Genomic DNA, 19,881 nt, shown 5'->3' on the forward strand with positions numbered 1-19,881 from the left:
GGAAGTCTGAACCCAATACCTGATTCACCAGGCAACGCAAGATCGAACAAAAAGAAGACCTGTGATACGGCCCTTTGCTTTTTGGCAACCCCGCTGTCCTAGGTTCACACTTCACCCTTAGACCGGTAGCTTTGCGGACCTGACCTTTCGAATCAGGCAGCCCTTTTTCCAGCAAATTAGACGCTAATCCCAACAAACATTATCGATTGTTAGTCAGCGAAGAACATGCAACACATTTAATGAACCGTTTAACTAATTTCCGATATTTATTATTACTAGTGTCATAGAAGGCCCACTAGGTGGATTACCTCGATATCATTCCCTCGACCGCACAGATATCAGGATTAAACGGATATCTCAATTATCGGCAAAAACTAGATATGCTTGATAAATAAATGAGACTTTTTTCACAGTTTAAGGTAAGTGGTTGATATGGAAAGATTAATCATAGCTTGTGGATTGCCCTCTCGAGAAATTGGAGAGGGCCATGAAGGTTATTGATTCTTATAGATTTTACCGTCTTTCATCACGAAGGAGACCGACTCCATCAGTTTGATGTCTTTTAAAGGATCACCATTAACAGCAACAATATCTGCCAACATTCCTGGCTCTATCGTTCCAACTTGGTCCTCGATTTTGAGCAGCTGCGCGGTATTCAGTGTTGCCGACTGAATCGCTTCAAATGCCGGCATGCCTGCCTCAACCATATATCGGAATTCGCGACCGTTAAGCCCGTGAGGGAAAACCCCCGCATCCGTGCCAAAAGCAATTTTGACGCCTTTGTCATAGGCTTTAGCAAAGGTACTTTGTATTTTCGGTCCAATGGCAGCCGCTTTTGGTTGAACCACTTTCGGATAATAACCCGCTTCCGCAGCTTTTTCGGCGACCCATTTACCGGCACTGATCGTTGGCACGTAATAAGTGCCATTTTTTTTCATCAAGCGGATTGTTTCATTGTCCATGTAAGTACCGTGCTCTACAGAATCAACGCCAGCGCGGACAGCACGTTTCATGCCCTCTGCTCCATGTGCATGCACCGCAACAACAAAATCATAATCTTTCGCAGTTTCGACAACTGCGCGCAACTCTTCTTCAGTAAACTGGGGGTTAGAACCGCTTTTCGCTAAGCTCAGGACTCCGCCGGTGACCGTCAACTTAATGACATCTGCGCCTTCTTTATATCGCTGGCGTACAGCCTTCATTGCCTCTGCAGGGCCATTGATAACACCTCGCTCGGGACCCGGATCGCCCATCATATCGTGGCGAAGCCCGTTAGTTGGGTCAGCATGCCCCCCAGTAGTGGCAATACTTTTACCGGATGCATAGATTCTGGGCCCTTCGATATATCCTCGTTCAATTGCTTTGCGCAAAGAAATCGGCAAACCTTTATAGTGTTCGCCAAGATCGCGTACGGTGGTAAAACCCGCATAAAGCGTCTTTTTCGCAAAAACCGTACTTCTCAAGGCGGCATCGGTATCGTTCATGAAAAACTTTTCTGAATAAGAGTTCTTGCTACCCTGACCGGATAGATGTACGTGCATATCCATTAAGCCGGGCATTACTGTTTTCGACTTTAAATCAACGACTTGCTCACCCTCTTTAGGTTGCACATACCCGTCCAAAACTGCCACAATTTTATTGTCTTTAATCCGAATGGACTGCGATTTGTTCACTTCCAATTGCTTCACATCTAACACACGACCGGCGTGTATCAAATAGTCGGTTGCGGCCACTCCGTTTATTTGGAGCAAAACCAGTAGCACTAAACCTATTTTCATTTTATTCATTAATTACTTCGCCTGATTTATTAACAATTCTTGTCTAATCTATTAAAGGTCGTCTGGTAATGCAAGGCAAATGTGAATCTAAGTTATCGTTTAAGACGTATTTGTCTAACTTTTTAAAGTAGACGTGCTCGATTAACCACTGAAAGCAAAGTCGCTATTAAAGCAATTGGTAATGCTCCAATCTACACAAACACTGGCGACATTTGTCGGCTGTGTCATTTAATTTGCATCATTCAGTAAGCTTTAACCTTCTATAAATTGAATCTCTAAGTCTTCTCTATTAGCACGATCACAAAGTTCCAAAATTAGCATGGCTTCTTTTCTCAACCACTCAAGAAAAGACTCTTTTTTAAGACGCCAATCGAGTTGTTCTCCTCTAGAGTATGTACCGATGACCTTTTCGTTGGTTCGATACAACCGCATACCCTCTTGTAGTTCAATTTTAAATGGGGTTATAGCCTTGAATGTTTGCGCATCCACAATAAGCGGGCCAACATCTTGAAAAGGGAAGTCGTAACAATATAGCATTATCTTTCCTAAGACCTCTTCAAGACTGGCAGGGCAACACTGATGAATACTGCTTATATTTTTAAACGGGCCTCTCGGTATCGCGGCGTCTTTTATCCACTTTTTCTTATCCAGGTCGTATGCAAAACCTTCCTTAAATTCCCAATTGTATTCACCACCGATATCTATTATCCCTTTCTTTTCATTAATAGGCCTAAAAAGACTGACCTCACTTGAATCGAGATGAAAAGTTGTTTGCTCTTTTTTATTTAGCGTCGAACGTCCCGAAAAGTCTTCAGTTATCCCGTAAGCGCTAATTCGTCCGTAAAAATCTCGCACCACACCCTCAGTTTTGATTTCAGCGATCGCTTCCTGAATTTCGTTACCACCTTCATCAAAAACACCTTGATAATGACAATATTCTTTTAAAACATCGACAGCTTCTAAGCTTTCTAACAAGGATATCAATTGGGCTTTCACATCATCGGGCTTAAAAGACACATGTTCGAATCGTGAATCTTCATAAGCCGAAGCATTTGCTTTAGTGATACAGTCAATATTAAGACCATTAGCAATACATTCGTCAAATATTGCGCGTAACTCTTTGACCGATAGCAATTCAACTAATGCTGATAGCTCAACACAAAAATGCTGTTTATTAATTTGCTTTACTGTCCCATTTGAGGATTCGACGATTTGTGCCAGGAAAACGTATGACATTAAAATATCCTTGTTATTAAGATTCTTGAAGACAAGCAGGCATTAGATATTGAGTATTTTTGAAAGAGTCAAATAGAGACTAAGAATGTCGTATCTTAATTAGAGGGGCCTGGTTGCATCGAACAAACGGTGAGCATTCCAATTGTCGCTTCGCTCACCATGAATGGAATTGACATAAACTCTATCGCTAAAGCCGACATTGCTTCAGCTTTGTCCTCTCCATCTACGTCAAGGTTTTCAAAAACATTCACGAGTTGCCTTGATTGTTCAAGTTTCACCGCGATGTCTGCAAGAGCTGCGGCACACTCATCTGGTCTTAGTGCAACCTCCTGGATTGAAGCCGAAAACGCATGCGCTTGGGCAACCGAGGAAATAATTTGATTCGCAGCATTGACAGCTCGCATTTGCATTTCTCGAGTGAAAACAACTTGCCCTGAACTCAGTAATGGTTCATTGACCTCTGCGACGTAATCCATTACTTGGTTTAGAGGCTCAATACTACTAAACATTTGAGTTGACTGAGACTCATAGTCATCATGAAAAGTGATCGCTAAGGAAGGTAACACCACAAAACATTGAAACGAAACGAGAAGACTGATAATCCTTTTTTGCATCGGTTATTCCTTTAACTATTCAATAAAATTTCTAATACAAAGCACTGATTGAGTGAGCCAACTCAAAACGCTTCAACTTGAACGAGCTCAACTCGGCGATTCTGACTTCGACCACTTTTCGTATTGTTTGTTGCCTTTGGCGAAGCAAAGGCAATTCCTATCCCTTTTAAAGATTCCGCATTAACTTTATAATTATCCACGAGCGCTTTAATCACCGATTGAGCACGTTGTTGCGATAAGCGTTGATTATAGTTGTAGCTGCCTTTGGTATCGGTATGTCCGACCACAAGAAACTTGAGTGCCTTATGCGCATTGAGATATTCTGCGATGATCTTCAACGCTGGGCCAGAGACATCAGTTAAAGCTGCAGAATCGTTTTCGAAATAAAGACCATCAAGAACTACCTTACCGGATTCCCCAATATCTTTGGTCATTTTACTAACGGTTACGATTAAAGATTCCGTTTTTAATGGTTGAACCTCAACTAAGTCTAAAGAATACTGCATCACTCGTGCATACTTAGATTGCGCTACCACCATGACTAAATAATAGTTCTTGCCGTCTTTGAGCCGCTTGCCACTGAAAATATGTAGCTTACCGGTATTGAGATTGTAGAACTCCTTAAACTTATATTTATAATAGGATTCGATCGCCTGCTTGCTCATAAGACTGCGCAAAAAGAAATACCCACAGCCATTGTTCTCGCCATTACAACTCAGTTTTGTCTCAAAGCCTGCTGCTTGCAAGCCTTTTTCTAACGAACGAAAAACCTTAAGCGTGCTCGTTTCATTCGGCACGTCATAAATGCGCACACTTCGCCGTCCTTCAACGGTTATCGATTGGAAATTCTCCGCTTTTTTATATTCGTTCACCGAAAGCGGAATCTTGACAGAATCAAACTCAGATTCAGCGAAAGCTGACATCACGCTACCTGGATAGCGACCGATAAAATCAATATCTGATGCTGGTTCCGCGGCGTCCACTTGAGGGGAAACAAAGAAAATAACACCGACAAAAAACTTCAGAACAACTGATGTGATCCATTTCGACATATGCGTAACATCCCTTACGTTAAAAAACACTTTGATTAATTATTTTTTGGTTTACCGGTTTTTTATATTCATTGATAACACAAACCGCGAATGAATTTTTTATTCAACCGATAGACGGTAAACAATGGGTTACTAGCTGTAAACTTTAATACTAAAAAGTGTGACCTTCGTTACACAAATCGTCATATAAGAAAATTTTTGGTTATATATAAACACAAATACTAATGGAGCCATTTAGCTGCGGCGTAAGGGTTTTTATCGAGTTTTACTTCCATACGATTTGAAGAATCTTTAGTGGGTTGGCCGATCATTTCATCGTAAGGACTTTCGTGACGAAGAACCGTTTCGGCGACATCTAATGTTTTGAACTGCTCTCTAAGTTGCATCAAATTGCGACTCAACATGGTTTTCTGGTCACTTTCCCAAACCACATACTCCTGCTCATCAATTACAACAATGGCTTGGTACAACGCTTGCTCTAAGGAGCTAAAAATCAGCTTTTCGATGTTTAATTTAGGTAACTGCTTAAATAGTACTTTTTTCATATGCCCACCAAATTCGCTCAAGTTTCATTAATCGCGATGCTTTATTTATTGCCGAGTTGACCTCGGACTAATATACGGATAATTAGCTTGCTGAGCGATGGAAAACACGGTCAAACAATCGGTTTGCCCGCTTTTTATCTAAGTCAAATAAAGAAGCCAATAAAAATGTAACCCCTAAAAAACTAACTGCAACAGTCCCCAGAGCTGACCCCAAAAAAGATAACGGTTTTATTCATCTAACGAATCAACCCCATTTTGGTGTCTGAACCAGTTGACGATATCTCGCAAATAGGTCGGCGCATAATGCGTGTAGTGTCGACTCCCGTCGGCTTTGGTTTCAAATAAAATATTACCGTGTTCAGCGTCTTTATATACTTTATATTGGATAGGTTTTCCTGCGGTTTGTAATGCCTGTAGAATGTCTACCGTCTCTTGAGTTGGTATACTGCTATCTTCTTCAGCGAGCAGCCACAAAGACGGCGTATCGATCGCCGCAAGGGTTGGTTGCGGATTATAAGTTCGATTAAACCCCGGACCATCACCTGCATGAAACCACCGATAGTAAAGCTTCCAACCAAAGCCAGGCATTAAAGATGCACCGGGATGAGTAACCTTTGAAGAAACGATCCCTAAAATTGAGTCTGACCCAACGATGGCCTTAAACCAATCTGAATCCCCATATTGGTCAATCAATAAAAATAGCCGATCCCAAGCCTGCTCATCATTGTGGTCAATAATGGCAGAAAATTCGGCATTCATGGCATCTGCAAGTGCTATCTCTTCTGCGCTGAACCCCTTATTTTGTAATTGGTAGACATACCCCCAGCGATCTTCTCGCGGCACAGAAACCGCTGCGCCAAACCCGATCATGATCGACTGAATATCAGTCTGCTTCGCAACATATGGCGCGATCCATCCCCCTTGACTTAGCCCAGCCAAATTAACTCGATTAGGGTCAATATCTGAGCGTCGCTTAAGGTGTTCAATTGCCGCTATGATATCTCCCGCTAATGTCGGAAAATTTTGCGTATAATCACCCTCAGATAACCCGGTCCCTCGCTTATCAAATTTAAATCCTGCAATACCATTGGCTGCTAGCAGGTAAGGTAAATGGTAGTGGTCAACCGCACTATAATCTTCTGAGCCATGCACCATAATCACCACAGGAAACGGTCCGTTACCTGATGGCAACACCAGCTTGCCGCGTAAACTTAAACCGCCACTTTGAAAATTCATGACTTCCATTTCTAATGGTATCCGCTCAAGCGATCGTTGAACGCCTTGTTCGTTCCAACCGGCTCCTTTGAAGATACCATTTTCATCGAAATTGAGTCGTCCCGAGGCACTAAAATTATTTTTACTCAAGCCATCAGAAATTTGAAAGTCCTCTTTTCCGTAATGATAAAAAGCTTGTAAGCGACCATTATCAGCATATCGAACACGAAAACGTTCCGAACTGGAAACTGAAATAGTCGCTAGCGCGCCATCATCAGTTCGAAAGATACCGTTATAACGGGTATCGATGACTTCATACTCTCGCTCTGAGTTGACATAAAAGCTGGCGACTATCGCCACCGTTAAAAGGCAAAGTGCGGCTAATTTCAGCTTAATTCCCATCGCATTACTCCAATTGACTTAAATAGATTTATTGTTTGAATGAGGAAAATCTTACTGAAAATTAACCGAATATGTTTCTCAAAACACTTTTTGAGAGCTTTTTATGAATAAAAAAAGAAAGAGTTGTTCAATTTATAATCAAAAATAGTAAGCGGTACCTGAGTACCCGTGAGTGGCGTCAGTCAGCCGATTGTTTCAGAAACTCGCCGATAAGATCAATTGAAGACACAATTCCTTTTAATTGATTGTCTTCAACCACAAGAAGATGATGGATGTTGTGTTTGACCATCAACTCACTGGCTTCTCTAATTGATAGGTCAACGCTTACTTCAATAATCTGATGAGTACACATTTCCCAGGCGTGTTCCGACTTAGGGTTTTCTCGAGAATTACAGAAATGAATTAAGTCAGTTGCACTGAGGACGCCAAAACATTGACCTTGGGCATCGATCACTGGGACGCAGGTTAATTGATGGATGTCGAACACCTCCCTAACCCGTTCGGCGGTATCCTCTACTCCAACAGAAACAACATGCTTCTCCATGCAAGAAGAAATCGGTTTATTCATCAAAACGTCCTATTGTTCTTAATTTTTATGGTAATTGAATTGTCAAAGACGCAATTCGCCCTCTGTATTGTTTTTCTCACTATAGACGATTCGAAATAAAGTTTTGAATTAATCCACCTTTTACCTCGAGAAACTTAGCGACAAACATCGCGTTAATAGAAACTTTGATTTTGGGAGAATACCCTATATTTTCAGCTTATTCTGATAGAACTTGTATAGCTCGCGCTATATTTCTTCTCGCTTGGTCCTCGTATCTTGATTTAAAGTAATCTAATCGATAAACACTTGGCATAGACATGAATGATTCCAAAATCTCCTTTCGCTTTTTCTTATAAACAAACCAGGGAACCAGTTTATATTCCTTACGAACGTTTTTCTCAAACTCATCATAAACTTCCTCAGAGGTACCTAAAATAGTCAAATCGATATCAACCATTAGCGATTCATCATTCGACTCTGCGTTACCATGATGTTGAGTTACCATAATAAGCCGATAAATCCTATCGATTCCTGCGTCAATGTAGTTTTCTTTGTTCAAAAAAGCCTTCGCCCAATTAGCACTATCAAGTTCGTTAGTCGATGAGAAAGGTTTATAAATTGCGTCATGGAACCAAATCGCTAATTCCAGTTCATAGGGATTTTCAGCTAGCGATTTGGTTGCGTCTAAATGCTTGAGCATCGCATTGATATGTTGGTCAGTATGGTAGAAGCGATGGCCCTCAGAATATGCTTTCTGGATCGCTTTGAAGCAATCAGGACACGGACTCAAATTCAATGCTTCCGTTAAATCACGCCATCGCTTTTCAGTCAGCATGTTCAAGCGCTCCTCTTGTTATCAAACTAATTTTATTATCAAACTAAATCTTTCGAGGTTTTAAACAACAACGCCATTCCTGATACTACTTATTCTGATAAATATTAGGCTGCCAAATCTGCATCAAGCTCTCTGGGTTTGGAACCGCTTCAAATCCATACTTTTTATATAACCCATGGGCATCGTAAGTGGCCAACATCATTCGTCTCAATCCTTGTAATTCAGGATGTCCAATTACTGAATCCATCAATAATTTACTAATGCCTAATCCGCGAAATTCAGACAATACAAATACATCCGCCAGGTAAGCAAAAGTTGCCTTATCGGTTACCACTCTTGCAAACCCAACCTGCTGATGTTCGTTATCATAAGCACCAAAACACAGCGAATTTTCGATACTGCGCTTAACCGTTTCAAACGGTATACCTTTAGCCCAATAAGAATTTGCGATGAAAGTGTGAGTGAGCTCTAGATTAAGTAATTCATCGTCTGTAGAAATAAAAAAGCTTCCCATAGTGAGGACCTACTTAGTCTTTATAGCCGATAACATCGAGTAGCTTATTCTTTCCACGCACGAAAATACCATTCCCTCGTGCGATTTCTTTTTGTTTCTCGTTATAAACTATCGCTTCAGCAATAAACTGACTCCGGTTGTAGTTAACAACCTTACCTACAGCGCGCATCGAGCCCGATGATATCGGACGAGTCAGATAAGTTGTAAATGATGTGGTTAATACAAAAAATTCCTGCTCAAGAGAGTTAGCTGCAAAATAAGCCGCATCATCAAGCATCTTAAAATAAACTGAGCCATGAACCGCTTGCGCCGCATGAAAAAGCTTTGATGAAACATCGATACTAATTTCTGCACGGCCTTCACTGACTTTCATGACCGGAGAATAAAAGTCGTTAATTGGCGCAGCTTGATACATCGATTCAAGTCGACGGTAATGCTCAGTTTTATCCATTGGAATCTCCCGCTAAAAGGACTCTAAGCTAATCCCGCCCTAATTGCTTCGGTGCTAACTCAATGATTGAGACCTGAAGGACACTTTTAGTTAGATGATAAAATTAAAAAGGCGATAAATGATTTTAAACTAATCACTTATCGCCCCAAATTTTTAATCTCATTATTGGTTAGCAAAGGTCTCAGAAAAACGCAGCCTTCGCTTCGTCTGACAGCTCAAGACCACTTAAATGAGCTCGTTGGAGCAATTGCCAAAAATATCGATAAGTCGCTCGGTCGTGTAATTCACCTTTGTACTGAATGGGTCCCCAATCGGCTTCTTGTGCCGCTAACAAAATACCTTGAGCATCTTCAACTTCTGAGTAATCAGGTTTCATCGCATCAACGATAGCTTGAATTTGAGTCGGATAAATACTCCACATTCTTAAGAAACCAAACTCATTTCGCGCGCGCTTGGCATCGCTTAAGGTTTGCTCTGCATTCTTTAGGTCGAGCGTTACATTGTGTGCAGGGACAATACCATTAGCTAATGCAGCCGCCACCATCTCAGTTTTTGCTCTTGCGAGTAGCGGATGATCGAATTGACCAGGGCTGCGCATACATGCAGCAGGTATTGCTCCATTATGACCACTCACAAAATCCATCATGCCGAAATCGAGTACTTGGATCCATTCAACTTCAGCGATTTTCCAAACCTCTTTCAAGGCGCCATGGGTTTCAACAAGCACATGGATTGGGATTTCACGAGTAATGCCATTGTCTTGTGATACCTTTTTGATATATGCCACCATTTCAGCAATTTGGCTCGCTTCGGTACATTTGGGCAAAGTAATGTAAGCGACCACTTCACCAATTTTCGGAATTAAAATATCAACGTCAGCACGCCAATGGGGGTGAGTATAGTCATGGATTCTAACGCCCATCATTTTGTGCTTGTTATTTTCGCCACCAACCACTCTGGCGACCATTTCTGCATGCTCAGCTTCCTGCCCAGCCGCAGCACCATCCTCACAATCACAGGTGATATCAAAAACGGGGCCCATTTTTTCCTGTAATTCCAATGCCTTAAGAATCAATTTCTCACTTCCAGCAAAATGCTCACAGCTTGGAATCACTGGAAATGGTTTCTCTGCGTCAAATAATGCTTCTTGTGGATGGACGCGTTCTGACATGGTCAACTCCTTAATTGTTAGTTTCTATCGCCAGAATAACGGCGTTTTTCAGTGTCGCTCGTTAAATTGCTGGATACGTTCTGCTTCGCTCACATAAGCAGAATTTAAAAAATCTCTTGGGTCCCGCCTTCGGCCCTATAATTTATCGCATCGTTTGAAAGCGATCGCAACTAGCTCTTTCCTATATTGCTTATAGGCATTTTGTAGTACGAAATTTGGTCGCTTTCCTATAACCTAAAAAACATCACGATTTTCGCACTTGCGATTTAAACATTTGTTTGAAATCTAGTCCGAAAGGCGTATGATGATCACCAAAACAAGACATCGGACCAGTTAAGCCGATTATTCTCTGCCAGTCAAGCGAGAACCTTGAGATTACTGATCGAGATTAACAAATTCGTTAATTTCCTGCGATAAGACCAAAGTTGACTGGCCAAAAGTCTAGTTTTGGTAAATGATAAATCTAGACGATACTGGATAAATTTTAAACAATCACGGACCACACTATGAATTATCACAGCGAATTCTTGGAGCAGGTAAATGAAGAGGATGTCCTCGGCGGCTTTTGGCCGGGCATTCAGCTCTATTACCCACCGGTGAAATACTCCCCAGCCCAAGGTGAGTACGAAACGATGGAGCAAGCGGTCGCGCGACTTCGCAAACATGCTCACAACTGCCCCGCACATACCCTCCTGTTTGACCTGGAAGATGGCTGTCGACAAAAGGAAATGAGCCGTGAGCTACTGCGTAACGAATTACCTAAGTTTCCCGAAAGAGATTTTCAAATTGCGGTAAGAATCAACCCCTTCCGAACAGAAGAGTATGAAAAAGATTTGGAAATGATTCAGGAAGTCGCTGAATACATTGATGTCATCATTTTAGCCAAAGCTGGTGAAATGTATGGCCCTGCAGAGATCAGAGATTTGTCAGCTTGGCTGGTTGGGGTTAATCCAAAGATTGAAATCCAACCCATTATCGAGCATCCGCGTTCGCTTAAAATTGCACCGGAGCTCATGGCATTTCCGACAGTCAAACACGTTGTATTTGGCATCCACGACTTCTCTAAAGCTATGGCAATTCACCTCACGCCTGAAGGGTGGATAGATGAGCTGAAAACCTACTTACGTAACCTCTTACTTGAAGCGAGAATCTCAGGAACTGGGGTGATAGGCGGTGTGGAAGTACTTATTAACGATACACCAATGCCCGAGAAAAATATCGAGCCTCATGACGTGAGACGATGGCTTGATTTACACGGTGATCATGAGAGTCATGTTGTCCACAGACATGCAACTGTAGAGGCGCAAATGGGATTAACCGGAAAGCAGGTTATTCATCCTTACCACATCCACCTGTGTAAAGTGGCCTTCACCCCTTCTCCAATGGTCATTCAACGTAACGTCAATATTTTAAAAGCCGCGATTGAAGCTGATGCGCTGTTAGGCGGCGCCATTAAATTTGAGGGCGAAATGCTTGATCCGCCGATGTTCGGTAAAGCCTTGCAAACGCTTCTCCGTGCTTATGCGCTCAAATCACTTACCCCTGAAGATAAAGCTTTTGCGATGGAAGTACTGAAGAAACTACCAATCCACGTAATTCGCGAAAACTGGCCGTACGGAAGGATTTAAAATGGGTTTTCAATTCGAAGATTTTCTCAATCAAGAAAATGGCGAATGGCACTGGTCTTTGCCAGAGAAATTCAATATTGCTCAAGCCTGTGTCAGCCAGCATGTCGCTGATGGCAAAGGTGCTAACCTAGCTCTGATTGTTGAAGATCATCAGCAAGGCACGATCGAACTGAGTTATCAGTCTTTGGAAGAGCAAAGCGCTAAATTAGCGGCAGTTTTTCAACAACAAGGCCTAGCACAAGGTGAGCGAGTGCTTATTCGCTTACCTAACTCTACTGATTATCCAGTCAGCTTTTTCGGGTGCTTGCGTTATGGTGCCGTGGCGGTGCCAACTTCGACGCTACTGGCGGCATCGGAAGTGGCCTATCTAGCCAAAGACTCTGGCGCAAAAATTCTCATCGCCGCTAAGAGCATGTGGGATGAGCTGTCAGAGATAGTGTCAGTCGGCGCAGAACAAACCGAGCTGACCTCAATCTATCTAGCGGGACCGGGCGAAATGCCAGCGACCCCGGCAGACAGCGCTGTTCAGTTGTTTGACTTCGACCAACTTATCGCCGAAGCCAGCCCGGAATACAAAATCGTCGAAAGCGGCCCTCATGATCCGGCTTATCTCGTGTATACCTCCGGCACAACGGGCTATCCGAAAGGCGTTCTACATGCACACCGAGCTTTAATCGGACGATTACCAGCGAGTCAATTCTGGTTCGACTTTCAACCGGGTGATCGCATCATGCACTCGGGCAAGTTCAATTGGACTTATGTACTGGGTTCGGCGCTAATGGATCCGTTGTTTCACGGACATACCGTCATTGTCCATGAAGGTCCAAACGATGCAAACACTTGGCCTAATTTGATTAAGAAACACGATTGCACCATTTTTATCGGCGTTCCAACTATCTATCGGCAGATTATTCAAAAAACCGATTTCTCAGGGAAAGATGTTCCTTCCTTGAGGCACTGTATGAGTGCAGGGGAGCATCTATCGGACGAAATGCTGTTGGCATGGCGCGAAAGATTTGCCATGGATGTTTATGAAGCGATTGGTATGTCAGAGTTTTCTTATTACATCTCTCAACACAAAGGCGCCCCCATCAAACCAGGTGCAGCAGGATTTCCACAACCAGGCCACAATGTTCAATTACTCGATGGGGAAGGCAACCCAGCGGCGGTCAACGAAGAAGGAATGATCGCAATTCCAGATAACGACCCAGGGTTATTTTTAAGCTATTGGCAGCTTCCAGAGGAAACTGCTCAAGCGAGACACGATGGTTACTTTTTTACCGGAGACTATGCAAGACTGGATGAAGCCGGTTACGTATGGTTCCTAGGGCGTAAAGATGACATTATCAATACCTTCGGTTACCGAGTGTCGCCTCATGAGATTGAACGAGTCATAAAAACTCACTCGGCGGTGGCCGATTGTGTCGCACTCGGCGAAACCATTGGCAAAGATAAAACGTTGGTCGCCATTTGTGTAATTACCGCACCCGGCCAGACAGTTTCAGAACAAGAGCTATTAGACTTTGGACAACAAAACTTGGCGAAATACAAAGCACCTAAAATCGTCCATTTTTATGACGACTTCCCTAGAACTAAAAATGGCAAGGTGCTCAGAAAAGAATTAATCGCTCAATTACAAGAGAAACATCAATTAGAACTACAAGGAGAGCAAGCATGAGTTTTCAATATCGTCCAAGACGGAGCGTTTTGTATGTACCCGCTCATGAGCCAAGGCATATCGAAAAGTCACGTAAACTCCACGCAGACTCCATTGTTTTTGATCTCCAAGAATCAGTACCGCCAAGGCTAAAGCCTCAGGGACGAGCACAATTATTGAAGGATTTAGAAAACCCAGATTTTGGTTACTCTGAGAAGATCATTCGAATAAATTCGCTTGATTCTGAGTGGGGCATGGATGACCTAAGAGCTGCAATAAGCCTCGATGTTGATGCCGTTTTGTTTCCTAATATTGAGAGCGGTGGTCAGCTAAAAGCCGCCATTGCGACATTGGATGAACTCGGCGGTGCTCACTTACCGGTTATGGCAAACATCGAGGGCCCCAAAGGCGTGCTGAGAGCAGAAGAGATTTCCGGTGCCAGTGATCGACTCACTGCGTTAGTGATGGGAACAACCGACCTTGCTAACGCCTTAAGAATTAATTTAACTACCGACAGAATGGGATTGTTAACGAGCCTTAGTCTCTGTATTTTAGGGGCTAGAGCCCATAATAAATGTATCATCGATGGACCCCACTTCGACTTAAAAAATATTGAAGCGTGCGAATTTTCTTGTCGCCAAGCTCGCGATCTCGGCTTTGATGGCAAAGCCGTCATTCATCCCGTTCAATTGGCTTATACCAATGATGCATTCACACCAAAAGGAGAAGACGTTAAGCGCGCTAAGAAAATAATCGAAGCAATTGCTCAAGCGCATGAAATTGGTCGAAGTACTGCGGTTATCGATGATCGTCTAATCGAACCATCCCTTGAGCAGTGGGCTCGTCGAGTGATTGCACTCTATAACCAAGTACATGAAATTGGTCAAACAGAGTTAATTGGTCCTGAGAAATAATCTTATTGAGTTTTATTCACACGATAGCTATCACTTAACGCGAGACAATTAATAGGTATTCATTATGGCGCATTTGGAGGTTCCCAAAGGGAATTTTTTTGAGGATTTTACGGTCGGCCAAAATTTTCAGCATGGTGTTCCTCGAACCATCAGTGAAGCTGACGCAACGCTTTACCTTGCCCTTACCGGGTCTCGTTTTCCTTTAAATTGCGCATTTACGGTGGCTCAATCTTGTGGCTTTAATACAGCGCCACTTGATAACTTTTTAGTTTTCCACGTCGCATTCGGAAAGACGGTTAACGACATTTCTCTTAATGCCATTGCAAATCTGGGGTATGCCGAAGTTAAGTTTGAACACGCTTGTTTTGCCGGCGACACACTCTCTGTTTCAAGTAAAGTAATTGGTCTCAAAGAAAACTCGAACGGCAAGAGTGGTATCGTTTACGTTCACTCAATTGCAATCAATCAATTTGATCAAGTTGTCGTCAGCTGGAAACGTTGGGTAATGGTTGCTAAAGCGGATCCTGAAGCGAATCAAACAGAAACGGTGATCCCCGCGTATGACACAAGTGTCTCTCCGGAACAGCTACATATTCCCGAGGAGTTGTCGTTCAAAAACTGGCAACCACACTTCTCAGACAATCAATTAAAACTCGATGACTTATCCATTGGCGATGTCATATTCCACCGAGACGGTATGACAATAAATGATTCAGACCACTCTCTCGCAACTCGACTCTACCAAAACAATGCGCGCGTTCACTTTGACCAACATATGATGAACGATCGGCCCAATCCACACCGCCTTGTTTACGGCGGACATATCATTTCAATGTGTCGGGCGCTCAGTTACAACGGACTAGGCAATATCGCTTGGCCATGTGCCATTAATGCTGGTACTCACGCAAACCCGAGCTTTGCTGGTGATACAATTTACTGCCAAAGTGAGATTCTGGATTTGATGGCGTTGGAAGACCGCGAGGATCTGGGTTTAGTTCGGGTAAAAATGCTTGGTATCAAAAATAATACCCCTGACAATATGGACTCGATGTTTGTCGAAAAAGATGGCAAACGTCGTCATCACTCGGACGTAGTACTCGATTTAGACTACTGGGCATTTATGATCCGCTAAAAATAAAAGCGTCGTATATGTAAACAGAATTACTCTCGCTTTCCTTGCAACCCACCGCAATGAATTAAAGCAATATGACTCCCCTTGCGAAAGTAACCTTGTTCAATGAGTGACATTGTCGCGTAGAAAGATTTACCCGAATAAACTTTTTCGAGTGGTATCGATGTTTGTTTTTCAAAATTCGCAATGAAAGTATCTAATGCCGAAGAAGATTTTGCATAGCCACCAAATTCAAACCCTGAGATGATTTCTGGCTGTTCAACCTCAGGCGGTAACAAGTTTTGAATATCTTTAGCGACTTGTAAGGCATTATTAAGCACCGAAATACCGATAACTTTAATGGAACGTTTTAGTGACTGGCATCCCATCGCCAACCCAGCAATGCTCGCACCAGTTGCAGTAGCCATAATCAAATAGTCAGGGAGTTGATTAAACTCCATCAAGGTCTCCATCGTTCCTTTTAACGCAGTCTCACCAAATCCACCTTCATTAATCCAGAATTCATCATCTGCACACTCCGGTGGATTCTCTCGTAAGGTACGAAACGTTTTGCGATCAACAAATTCAATCTCAGCCCCCCAGCGTTTTATATCATTGAGCATAGGGGTCAAGGGTTGCTCTGGGTAAGCGCGAATCAATACTTTTAGGTGCCAACCGAGTCGGTAACATAGGTAGGCTAGAGAATGTAAAAGGTTTGAATAAGGCCCTCCCATGGCAACAAGCTTACTCATTCCCTGGTTTTCAATTGCCATAAGGGTATGCTTTAGCTTTCGCCATTTATTGCCAGAGACAACCGGGTGGAGCAAATCATCACGTTTAATTTGAAGCGTTACGTCGTGTTCAATTGTCACTGCATTGGTGACAATTTGCGGCGCAATGGCATTAATTTCGGCGAAGATGTGGTGGAATTTTGAGAGGCGCATAAGCAAAACGGCCTGTTAAACAGGCCGCTAATTATGCTTGGATATTCTGTGGAAAGCTACAGGCTATTGATTGACCACTTTTTTGGAGGTCAGGAGCCACGAGGTGTCAGCACGTCGTCTTTCATCACTAACCCTTCGGTCGAGGCCAAAGTTACGCAATAAACGCTCGATTCGCTCGCTGTTGTGCGTTCGCCTTCTTTCGGCGCGACGCTCCGGTCCAATGTAGGTTCGTTCACCATTAATCACTGTAAAGTTAACATCACTGGATGTCTTCTTAACCATTTTCTGGTTCCTCTGTTGCTTTGAGCCTTCCTGGTCTCGGATTATAAAACGCGCTTAGAATTATAATATTCCTAAAATTACGCACCCAAATCCCCGATCGTTTCCCGGATCGTTAATAATTCTAGGGGGTAAAAGGCTATTTAGCAAACAACACGGCGACGAGCGGGCACGTATTTCGGATTAAATCTCAAGTGTCAATCGGTCTTAGAAGGAATGGTTGATAAAAAATCGCTTTTTATTTAATCACCGCTGAAACATATCTCATTTCGCTATTATTAAAACTATGCTGTTCTTGTAAAGCGTCCAGTTTTAAACCGCTTTTAAGAATTTCTCAATGGTTTTTAAACGCTGAGGCTTGCTGTAATAAAAACCTTGAGCGCCATCAAGACCCGCTTGAGTGATAAATTCTGCATCTTCCGCTTGCTCCACTCCCTCAGCAATAACTTTAATTCCTTTACTCTTTAAATTAATCAGCATAGTCTTCAGCAACAGTTGCTGTTCTCGATTTTCATGAATACCGAAAATAATGCGACGATCGACTTTTACTCGGCTAATAGGCAAAGCATCTAAATACGCCAAGTTTTGCTCTGGTGAGCCAAAGTGTTCAACACAGCACTGAATCCCAATATCAGCAAATCGATTCATTACCCGTGTGAGCGCTTCGGTATATTGATTAATATTACTTTCTGTAATTTCTACTTCAATCCTTTTACTGAGCTCAGGATAACTTGAAAATTTCTCGACGAACCAACTCACAAATGGTTCATCAAGTAAGCTAGTGATAAATAAGTTGATCGAATAAATGGGAGGGTCTTTAGGTCCTTCTTGGTACAAGCAATGCTTAATAACACCGTCGACCACTTGTCGATCAAATGCTGTCGATAAACCACAATTACTGGCCATCGGTAAAAAGGATTCAGCCGTCAAAATATCCTTACCATCTTCAATCCTTACCAGAACTTCATGGTGACTTTTTGATTCTTTAGTAAAGTAATTAACCTGTTGGCCATAAAGCTGTATCTGTCGTCTGTCGAGAATTCGTTGCAAAAAACTTCGCCACTTCATGTGACCTCTTACTTTACTTTCCGGTAACGTTTCACCAAACATAAACCAGTTGTTACCACCTTGTAATTGCGCATTTCGCAGTGCCATATCGGCTTCAGCCATTATTTTGTAATAGTCAAATCCCTGTTTGTATGCCGATATTCCAATATCGACAAAATGCTCACGGATGGATGTTTTATCAAAAACAATTTTCTCTAATTGCTCAATAACTGTTTTGCAGATCTTATCGGTTTCACTACGAGTTCGGTTCGGTAACAACAACGCAAAATCATTCGCATGTAGCCGTGCCACTAACGCGCTTGGAATTTCACTCGCGTATTGTTTGATAACGTGAGTTATTTGTCTCAGTCGATCATCATCAATTACTAACTCATCATCGTCGTCGCGTTCCACAAAACTGAGTAATACAAATAAACCCGACTCTTCTTCTTCATGGTTGTGCAACCTTACTTGGAATTCGGCCTTGAAAAACTGGTGATTACCAAGCTCAGTGACATCATCAACGTAGGATGTCTTTCGAATTTGATCAGTCAACTCTTGTTTATCCTTCTCAAGCAAACTGTTTTGCAAAATAAGTTGATTGATAATTCGACTCACCGGGTTAGCGTAATTCTTAAACTGACTGCGATTAAAGCTTTTATTGTCGGTTAGCAAATAGTTGGCATAATTTTCTAAATTTAAAACCCATTTAAAGATCAAGAACAAACACAGCGTCATGGCAATCACCGCCAACCCAGCAACAAAAAAGTCCCAAAGACTCCATCCAGTCGCAACTTTCGGTTGGTCAAATACAAGCTGAAGGCTCATTAATTTTTGGCGCTCAAGATCTCGATGGAAGTAGAGATATTGTTGTGACTGATTGTTGTTCTCGAACGGACGTCGCTGACCTAACACCTGGTTGTTTTCATCGGTTAATGTCCAGCCGGCAAGTCCATTAAGCGATTCAAGTTCATTGAGAAACTGAGATAACCCTTGACGATCATTGAGCTCACTTCGGGTAATAATCAGATCAACTTGAGCAATCAATGTTGCTCGTGTTTGTTGCGCTACTTCTAATGAATGAGCAGTCGATTGAACCGCAGAATGCTTTGATATTCCTATTACCAGAAACGTCACTAATGTCATTAACAAAGCAAATAATTTAAGATTTGACTGTAACACCTACAAATTCCTTGGTTTAGTTCTTTTTACCCTACTGCACTGAAGTCAAATAGCTGATCTAAGCACTTCAAGTTAAACGTATAATGCTCTGACTTCTTATCTAATCCTAGTACAGATTTAAGTTGTTTTTTAAGTCAAATCGCGATAACAATTCATAGGTTTAGATAGGTAATACGAGTATTATTAATAATTGACTTTCTATTCGGGAACAATTTAGCATGAAAAAAATTCTTTATTTAACCATAATGTTCTTAAGTTTCAATGTGTTAGCCAGCTCAAATCAGTGGGAGGGTGTACCGTTAGCCGAATTCGAACTGCTTGACCAAAATGGTGAAACTCGCACCAGCGAAGAGTTCAAAGGGAGTTGGCTGGTACTCTATTTCTATCCGAAAGACAAAACACCGGGCTGTACTGTGGAAGCTCAGAACTTCACTGAGGACTTTGCCAAGTATCAAGCGCTAAATGCTAATATCGTTGGTGTTAGCTATGACAATGTTGATTCGCATAAAGCTTTTGCGGATGAGTATGACATGCCATTTACTCTATTAGCAGATACTGAGGCTAAGCTCAGTAAAGCAATGAAGGTTGATCGTATTCTGCCTTTTCCGCACTCTAGCCGACAAACATTCTTAGTGAACCCAGAGGGCGTCATCGTTCATCACTTCGAAAAAGTTTCTGTCCATGAACATTCAGCGGATTTGTTAGCGCTACTTAAGGAGAAGCAAGCCGCTAAAAAAATGTAGCTCAAATGCTCTTTTA

19 protein-coding genes and 1 riboswitch are annotated in these 19,881 nt (G+C 42.3%); of the genes, 5 read left to right on the forward strand and 14 right to left on the reverse strand.

Going from position 1 to position 19,881, the window contains the following annotated elements:
* Window positions 1-80: 80 nt before the first annotated feature.
* Window positions 81-172, reverse strand: a riboswitch (cyclic di-GMP riboswitch).
* A 322-nt stretch (window positions 173-494) separates the two neighbouring features.
* The 11 genes from FLL45_RS15605 to FLL45_RS15655 all read right to left on the reverse strand — a co-directional run bounded on the left by FLL45_RS15605 (window position 495) and on the right by FLL45_RS15655 (window position 10,360).
* Complete coding sequence (locus FLL45_RS15605; protein WP_142943024.1) at window positions 495-1,787, reverse strand: metal-dependent hydrolase family protein; 1,293 nt, start codon at window positions 1,785-1,787, stop codon at window positions 495-497.
* A 243-nt stretch (window positions 1,788-2,030) separates the two neighbouring features.
* Window positions 2,031-3,014 (reverse strand): hypothetical protein, encoded by a 984-nt coding sequence (locus tag FLL45_RS15610; protein WP_142943025.1) that lies wholly within the window; start codon window positions 3,012-3,014, stop codon window positions 2,031-2,033.
* A gap of 95 nt (window positions 3,015-3,109) precedes the next feature.
* Entirely contained in the window at window positions 3,110-3,628 is a 519-nt protein-coding gene (locus FLL45_RS15615; RefSeq protein WP_142943027.1) for a hypothetical protein, read from the reverse strand.
* A 62-nt stretch (window positions 3,629-3,690) separates the two neighbouring features.
* On the reverse strand, window positions 3,691-4,680 hold the full coding sequence (locus FLL45_RS15620; protein WP_142943029.1) for an OmpA family protein: 990 nt from the start codon (window positions 4,678-4,680) through the stop codon (window positions 3,691-3,693).
* A 221-nt stretch (window positions 4,681-4,901) separates the two neighbouring features.
* Complete coding sequence (locus tag FLL45_RS15625; RefSeq protein ID WP_142943031.1) at window positions 4,902-5,225, reverse strand: DUF6482 family protein; 324 nt, start codon at window positions 5,223-5,225, stop codon at window positions 4,902-4,904.
* Window positions 5,226-5,453: 228 nt separating this feature from the next.
* A complete protein-coding gene (locus tag FLL45_RS15630; RefSeq protein ID WP_142943033.1) occupies window positions 5,454-6,842 on the reverse strand; it encodes an alpha/beta hydrolase family protein in 1,389 nt (462 codons plus the stop codon).
* Between the two features lie 178 nt (window positions 6,843-7,020).
* Window positions 7,021-7,410, reverse strand: a complete 390-nt coding sequence (locus FLL45_RS15635; protein WP_142943034.1) for a CBS domain-containing protein — start codon at window positions 7,408-7,410, stop codon at window positions 7,021-7,023.
* Between the two features lie 196 nt (window positions 7,411-7,606).
* Complete coding sequence (locus tag FLL45_RS15640; protein ID WP_142943036.1) at window positions 7,607-8,224, reverse strand: HD domain-containing protein; 618 nt, start codon at window positions 8,222-8,224, stop codon at window positions 7,607-7,609.
* A gap of 85 nt (window positions 8,225-8,309) precedes the next feature.
* Complete coding sequence (locus tag FLL45_RS15645) at window positions 8,310-8,738, reverse strand: GNAT family N-acetyltransferase (RefSeq protein WP_142943037.1); 429 nt, start codon at window positions 8,736-8,738, stop codon at window positions 8,310-8,312.
* A 13-nt stretch (window positions 8,739-8,751) separates the two neighbouring features.
* Complete coding sequence (locus tag FLL45_RS15650) at window positions 8,752-9,189, reverse strand: PaaI family thioesterase (RefSeq protein ID WP_142943038.1); 438 nt, start codon at window positions 9,187-9,189, stop codon at window positions 8,752-8,754.
* Window positions 9,190-9,370: 181 nt separating this feature from the next.
* The gene (locus tag FLL45_RS15655) at window positions 9,371-10,360 is read right to left on the reverse strand and encodes an HpcH/HpaI aldolase/citrate lyase family protein (RefSeq protein ID WP_142943039.1); all 990 of its coding nucleotides are present in this window, start codon (window positions 10,358-10,360) and stop codon (window positions 9,371-9,373) included.
* Window positions 10,361-10,866: 506 nt separating this feature from the next.
* On the opposite strand from FLL45_RS15655, the gene FLL45_RS15660 reads away from it, so the two are divergent.
* The 4 genes from FLL45_RS15660 (at window position 10,867) to FLL45_RS15670 (ending at window position 15,691) form a co-directional block, all read left to right on the forward strand.
* A complete protein-coding gene (locus FLL45_RS15660; protein WP_142943040.1) occupies window positions 10,867-11,988 on the forward strand; it encodes an HpcH/HpaI aldolase/citrate lyase family protein in 1,122 nt (373 codons plus the stop codon).
* A gap of 1 nt (window position 11,989) precedes the next feature.
* Complete coding sequence (locus tag FLL45_RS15665) at window positions 11,990-13,666, forward strand: acetate--CoA ligase (RefSeq protein ID WP_185964494.1); 1,677 nt, start codon at window positions 11,990-11,992, stop codon at window positions 13,664-13,666.
* Window positions 13,663-14,559: an HpcH/HpaI aldolase/citrate lyase family protein gene (locus FLL45_RS22805; RefSeq protein WP_185964495.1), complete on the forward strand. Its 897-nt coding sequence runs from the start codon at window positions 13,663-13,665 to the stop codon at window positions 14,557-14,559. The genes FLL45_RS15665 and FLL45_RS22805 overlap by 4 nt, the downstream gene beginning before the upstream one ends.
* Window positions 14,560-14,623: 64 nt before the next feature.
* Window positions 14,624-15,691 carry a MaoC family dehydratase gene (locus tag FLL45_RS15670; RefSeq protein ID WP_142943041.1) on the forward strand — a complete coding sequence of 356 codons (1,068 nt, stop codon included), beginning with the start codon at window positions 14,624-14,626 and terminating at the stop codon, window positions 15,689-15,691.
* 29 nt (window positions 15,692-15,720) lie between these two features.
* On the opposite strand, the gene FLL45_RS15675 is transcribed toward FLL45_RS15670, so the two are convergent.
* The 3 genes from FLL45_RS15675 to FLL45_RS15685 all read right to left on the reverse strand — a co-directional run bounded on the left by FLL45_RS15675 (window position 15,721) and on the right by FLL45_RS15685 (window position 19,122).
* On the reverse strand, window positions 15,721-16,614 hold the full coding sequence (locus FLL45_RS15675) for a 1-aminocyclopropane-1-carboxylate deaminase/D-cysteine desulfhydrase (RefSeq protein ID WP_142943042.1): 894 nt from the start codon (window positions 16,612-16,614) through the stop codon (window positions 15,721-15,723).
* Between the two features lie 63 nt (window positions 16,615-16,677).
* Window positions 16,678-16,896, reverse strand: a complete 219-nt coding sequence (locus tag FLL45_RS15680; protein ID WP_142943043.1) for a hypothetical protein — start codon at window positions 16,894-16,896, stop codon at window positions 16,678-16,680.
* A gap of 309 nt (window positions 16,897-17,205) precedes the next feature.
* Window positions 17,206-19,122 carry an EAL domain-containing protein gene (locus tag FLL45_RS15685; protein WP_142943044.1) on the reverse strand — a complete coding sequence of 639 codons (1,917 nt, stop codon included), beginning with the start codon at window positions 19,120-19,122 and terminating at the stop codon, window positions 17,206-17,208.
* A 218-nt stretch (window positions 19,123-19,340) separates the two neighbouring features.
* Between FLL45_RS15685 and FLL45_RS15690 the strand changes: the two genes are divergently transcribed.
* Window positions 19,341-19,865: a peroxiredoxin gene (locus tag FLL45_RS15690; RefSeq protein WP_142943045.1), complete on the forward strand. Its 525-nt coding sequence runs from the start codon at window positions 19,341-19,343 to the stop codon at window positions 19,863-19,865.
* Window positions 19,866-19,881 lie beyond the last annotated feature (16 nt).

The organism is Aliikangiella marina (assembly GCF_007004765.1).
Lineage (GTDB): Bacteria > Pseudomonadota > Gammaproteobacteria > Enterobacterales > Kangiellaceae > Aliikangiella > Aliikangiella marina.

Coding starts and splice junctions, on each gene's coding strand:
- FLL45_RS15635 (WP_142943034.1), bottom strand. CDS start 7,410: ATGAATAAACCGATTTCTTCTTGCATGGAGAAGCATGTTGTTTCTGTT.
- FLL45_RS15615 (WP_142943027.1), bottom strand. CDS start 3,628: ATGCAAAAAAGGATTATCAGTCTTCTCGTTTCGTTTCAATGTTTTGTG.
- FLL45_RS15675 (WP_142943042.1), bottom strand. CDS start 16,614: ATGCGCCTCTCAAAATTCCACCACATCTTCGCCGAAATTAATGCCATT.
- FLL45_RS22805 (WP_185964495.1), top strand. CDS start 13,663: ATGAGTTTTCAATATCGTCCAAGACGGAGCGTTTTGTATGTACCCGCT.
- FLL45_RS15610 (WP_142943025.1), bottom strand. CDS start 3,014: ATGTCATACGTTTTCCTGGCACAAATCGTCGAATCCTCAAATGGGACA.
- FLL45_RS15620 (WP_142943029.1), bottom strand. CDS start 4,680: ATGTCGAAATGGATCACATCAGTTGTTCTGAAGTTTTTTGTCGGTGTT.
- FLL45_RS15680 (WP_142943043.1), bottom strand. CDS start 16,896: ATGGTTAAGAAGACATCCAGTGATGTTAACTTTACAGTGATTAATGGT.
- FLL45_RS15655 (WP_142943039.1), bottom strand. CDS start 10,360: ATGTCAGAACGCGTCCATCCACAAGAAGCATTATTTGACGCAGAGAAA.
- FLL45_RS15605 (WP_142943024.1), bottom strand. CDS start 1,787: ATGAATAAAATGAAAATAGGTTTAGTGCTACTGGTTTTGCTCCAAATA.
- FLL45_RS15670 (WP_142943041.1), top strand. CDS start 14,624: ATGGCGCATTTGGAGGTTCCCAAAGGGAATTTTTTTGAGGATTTTACG.
- FLL45_RS15625 (WP_142943031.1), bottom strand. CDS start 5,225: ATGAAAAAAGTACTATTTAAGCAGTTACCTAAATTAAACATCGAAAAG.
- FLL45_RS15640 (WP_142943036.1), bottom strand. CDS start 8,224: ATGCTGACTGAAAAGCGATGGCGTGATTTAACGGAAGCATTGAATTTG.
- FLL45_RS15665 (WP_185964494.1), top strand. CDS start 11,990: ATGGGTTTTCAATTCGAAGATTTTCTCAATCAAGAAAATGGCGAATGG.
- FLL45_RS15645 (WP_142943037.1), bottom strand. CDS start 8,738: ATGGGAAGCTTTTTTATTTCTACAGACGATGAATTACTTAATCTAGAG.
- FLL45_RS15630 (WP_142943033.1), bottom strand. CDS start 6,842: ATGGGAATTAAGCTGAAATTAGCCGCACTTTGCCTTTTAACGGTGGCG.
- FLL45_RS15650 (WP_142943038.1), bottom strand. CDS start 9,189: ATGGATAAAACTGAGCATTACCGTCGACTTGAATCGATGTATCAAGCT.
- FLL45_RS15660 (WP_142943040.1), top strand. CDS start 10,867: ATGAATTATCACAGCGAATTCTTGGAGCAGGTAAATGAAGAGGATGTC.
- FLL45_RS15690 (WP_142943045.1), top strand. CDS start 19,341: ATGAAAAAAATTCTTTATTTAACCATAATGTTCTTAAGTTTCAATGTG.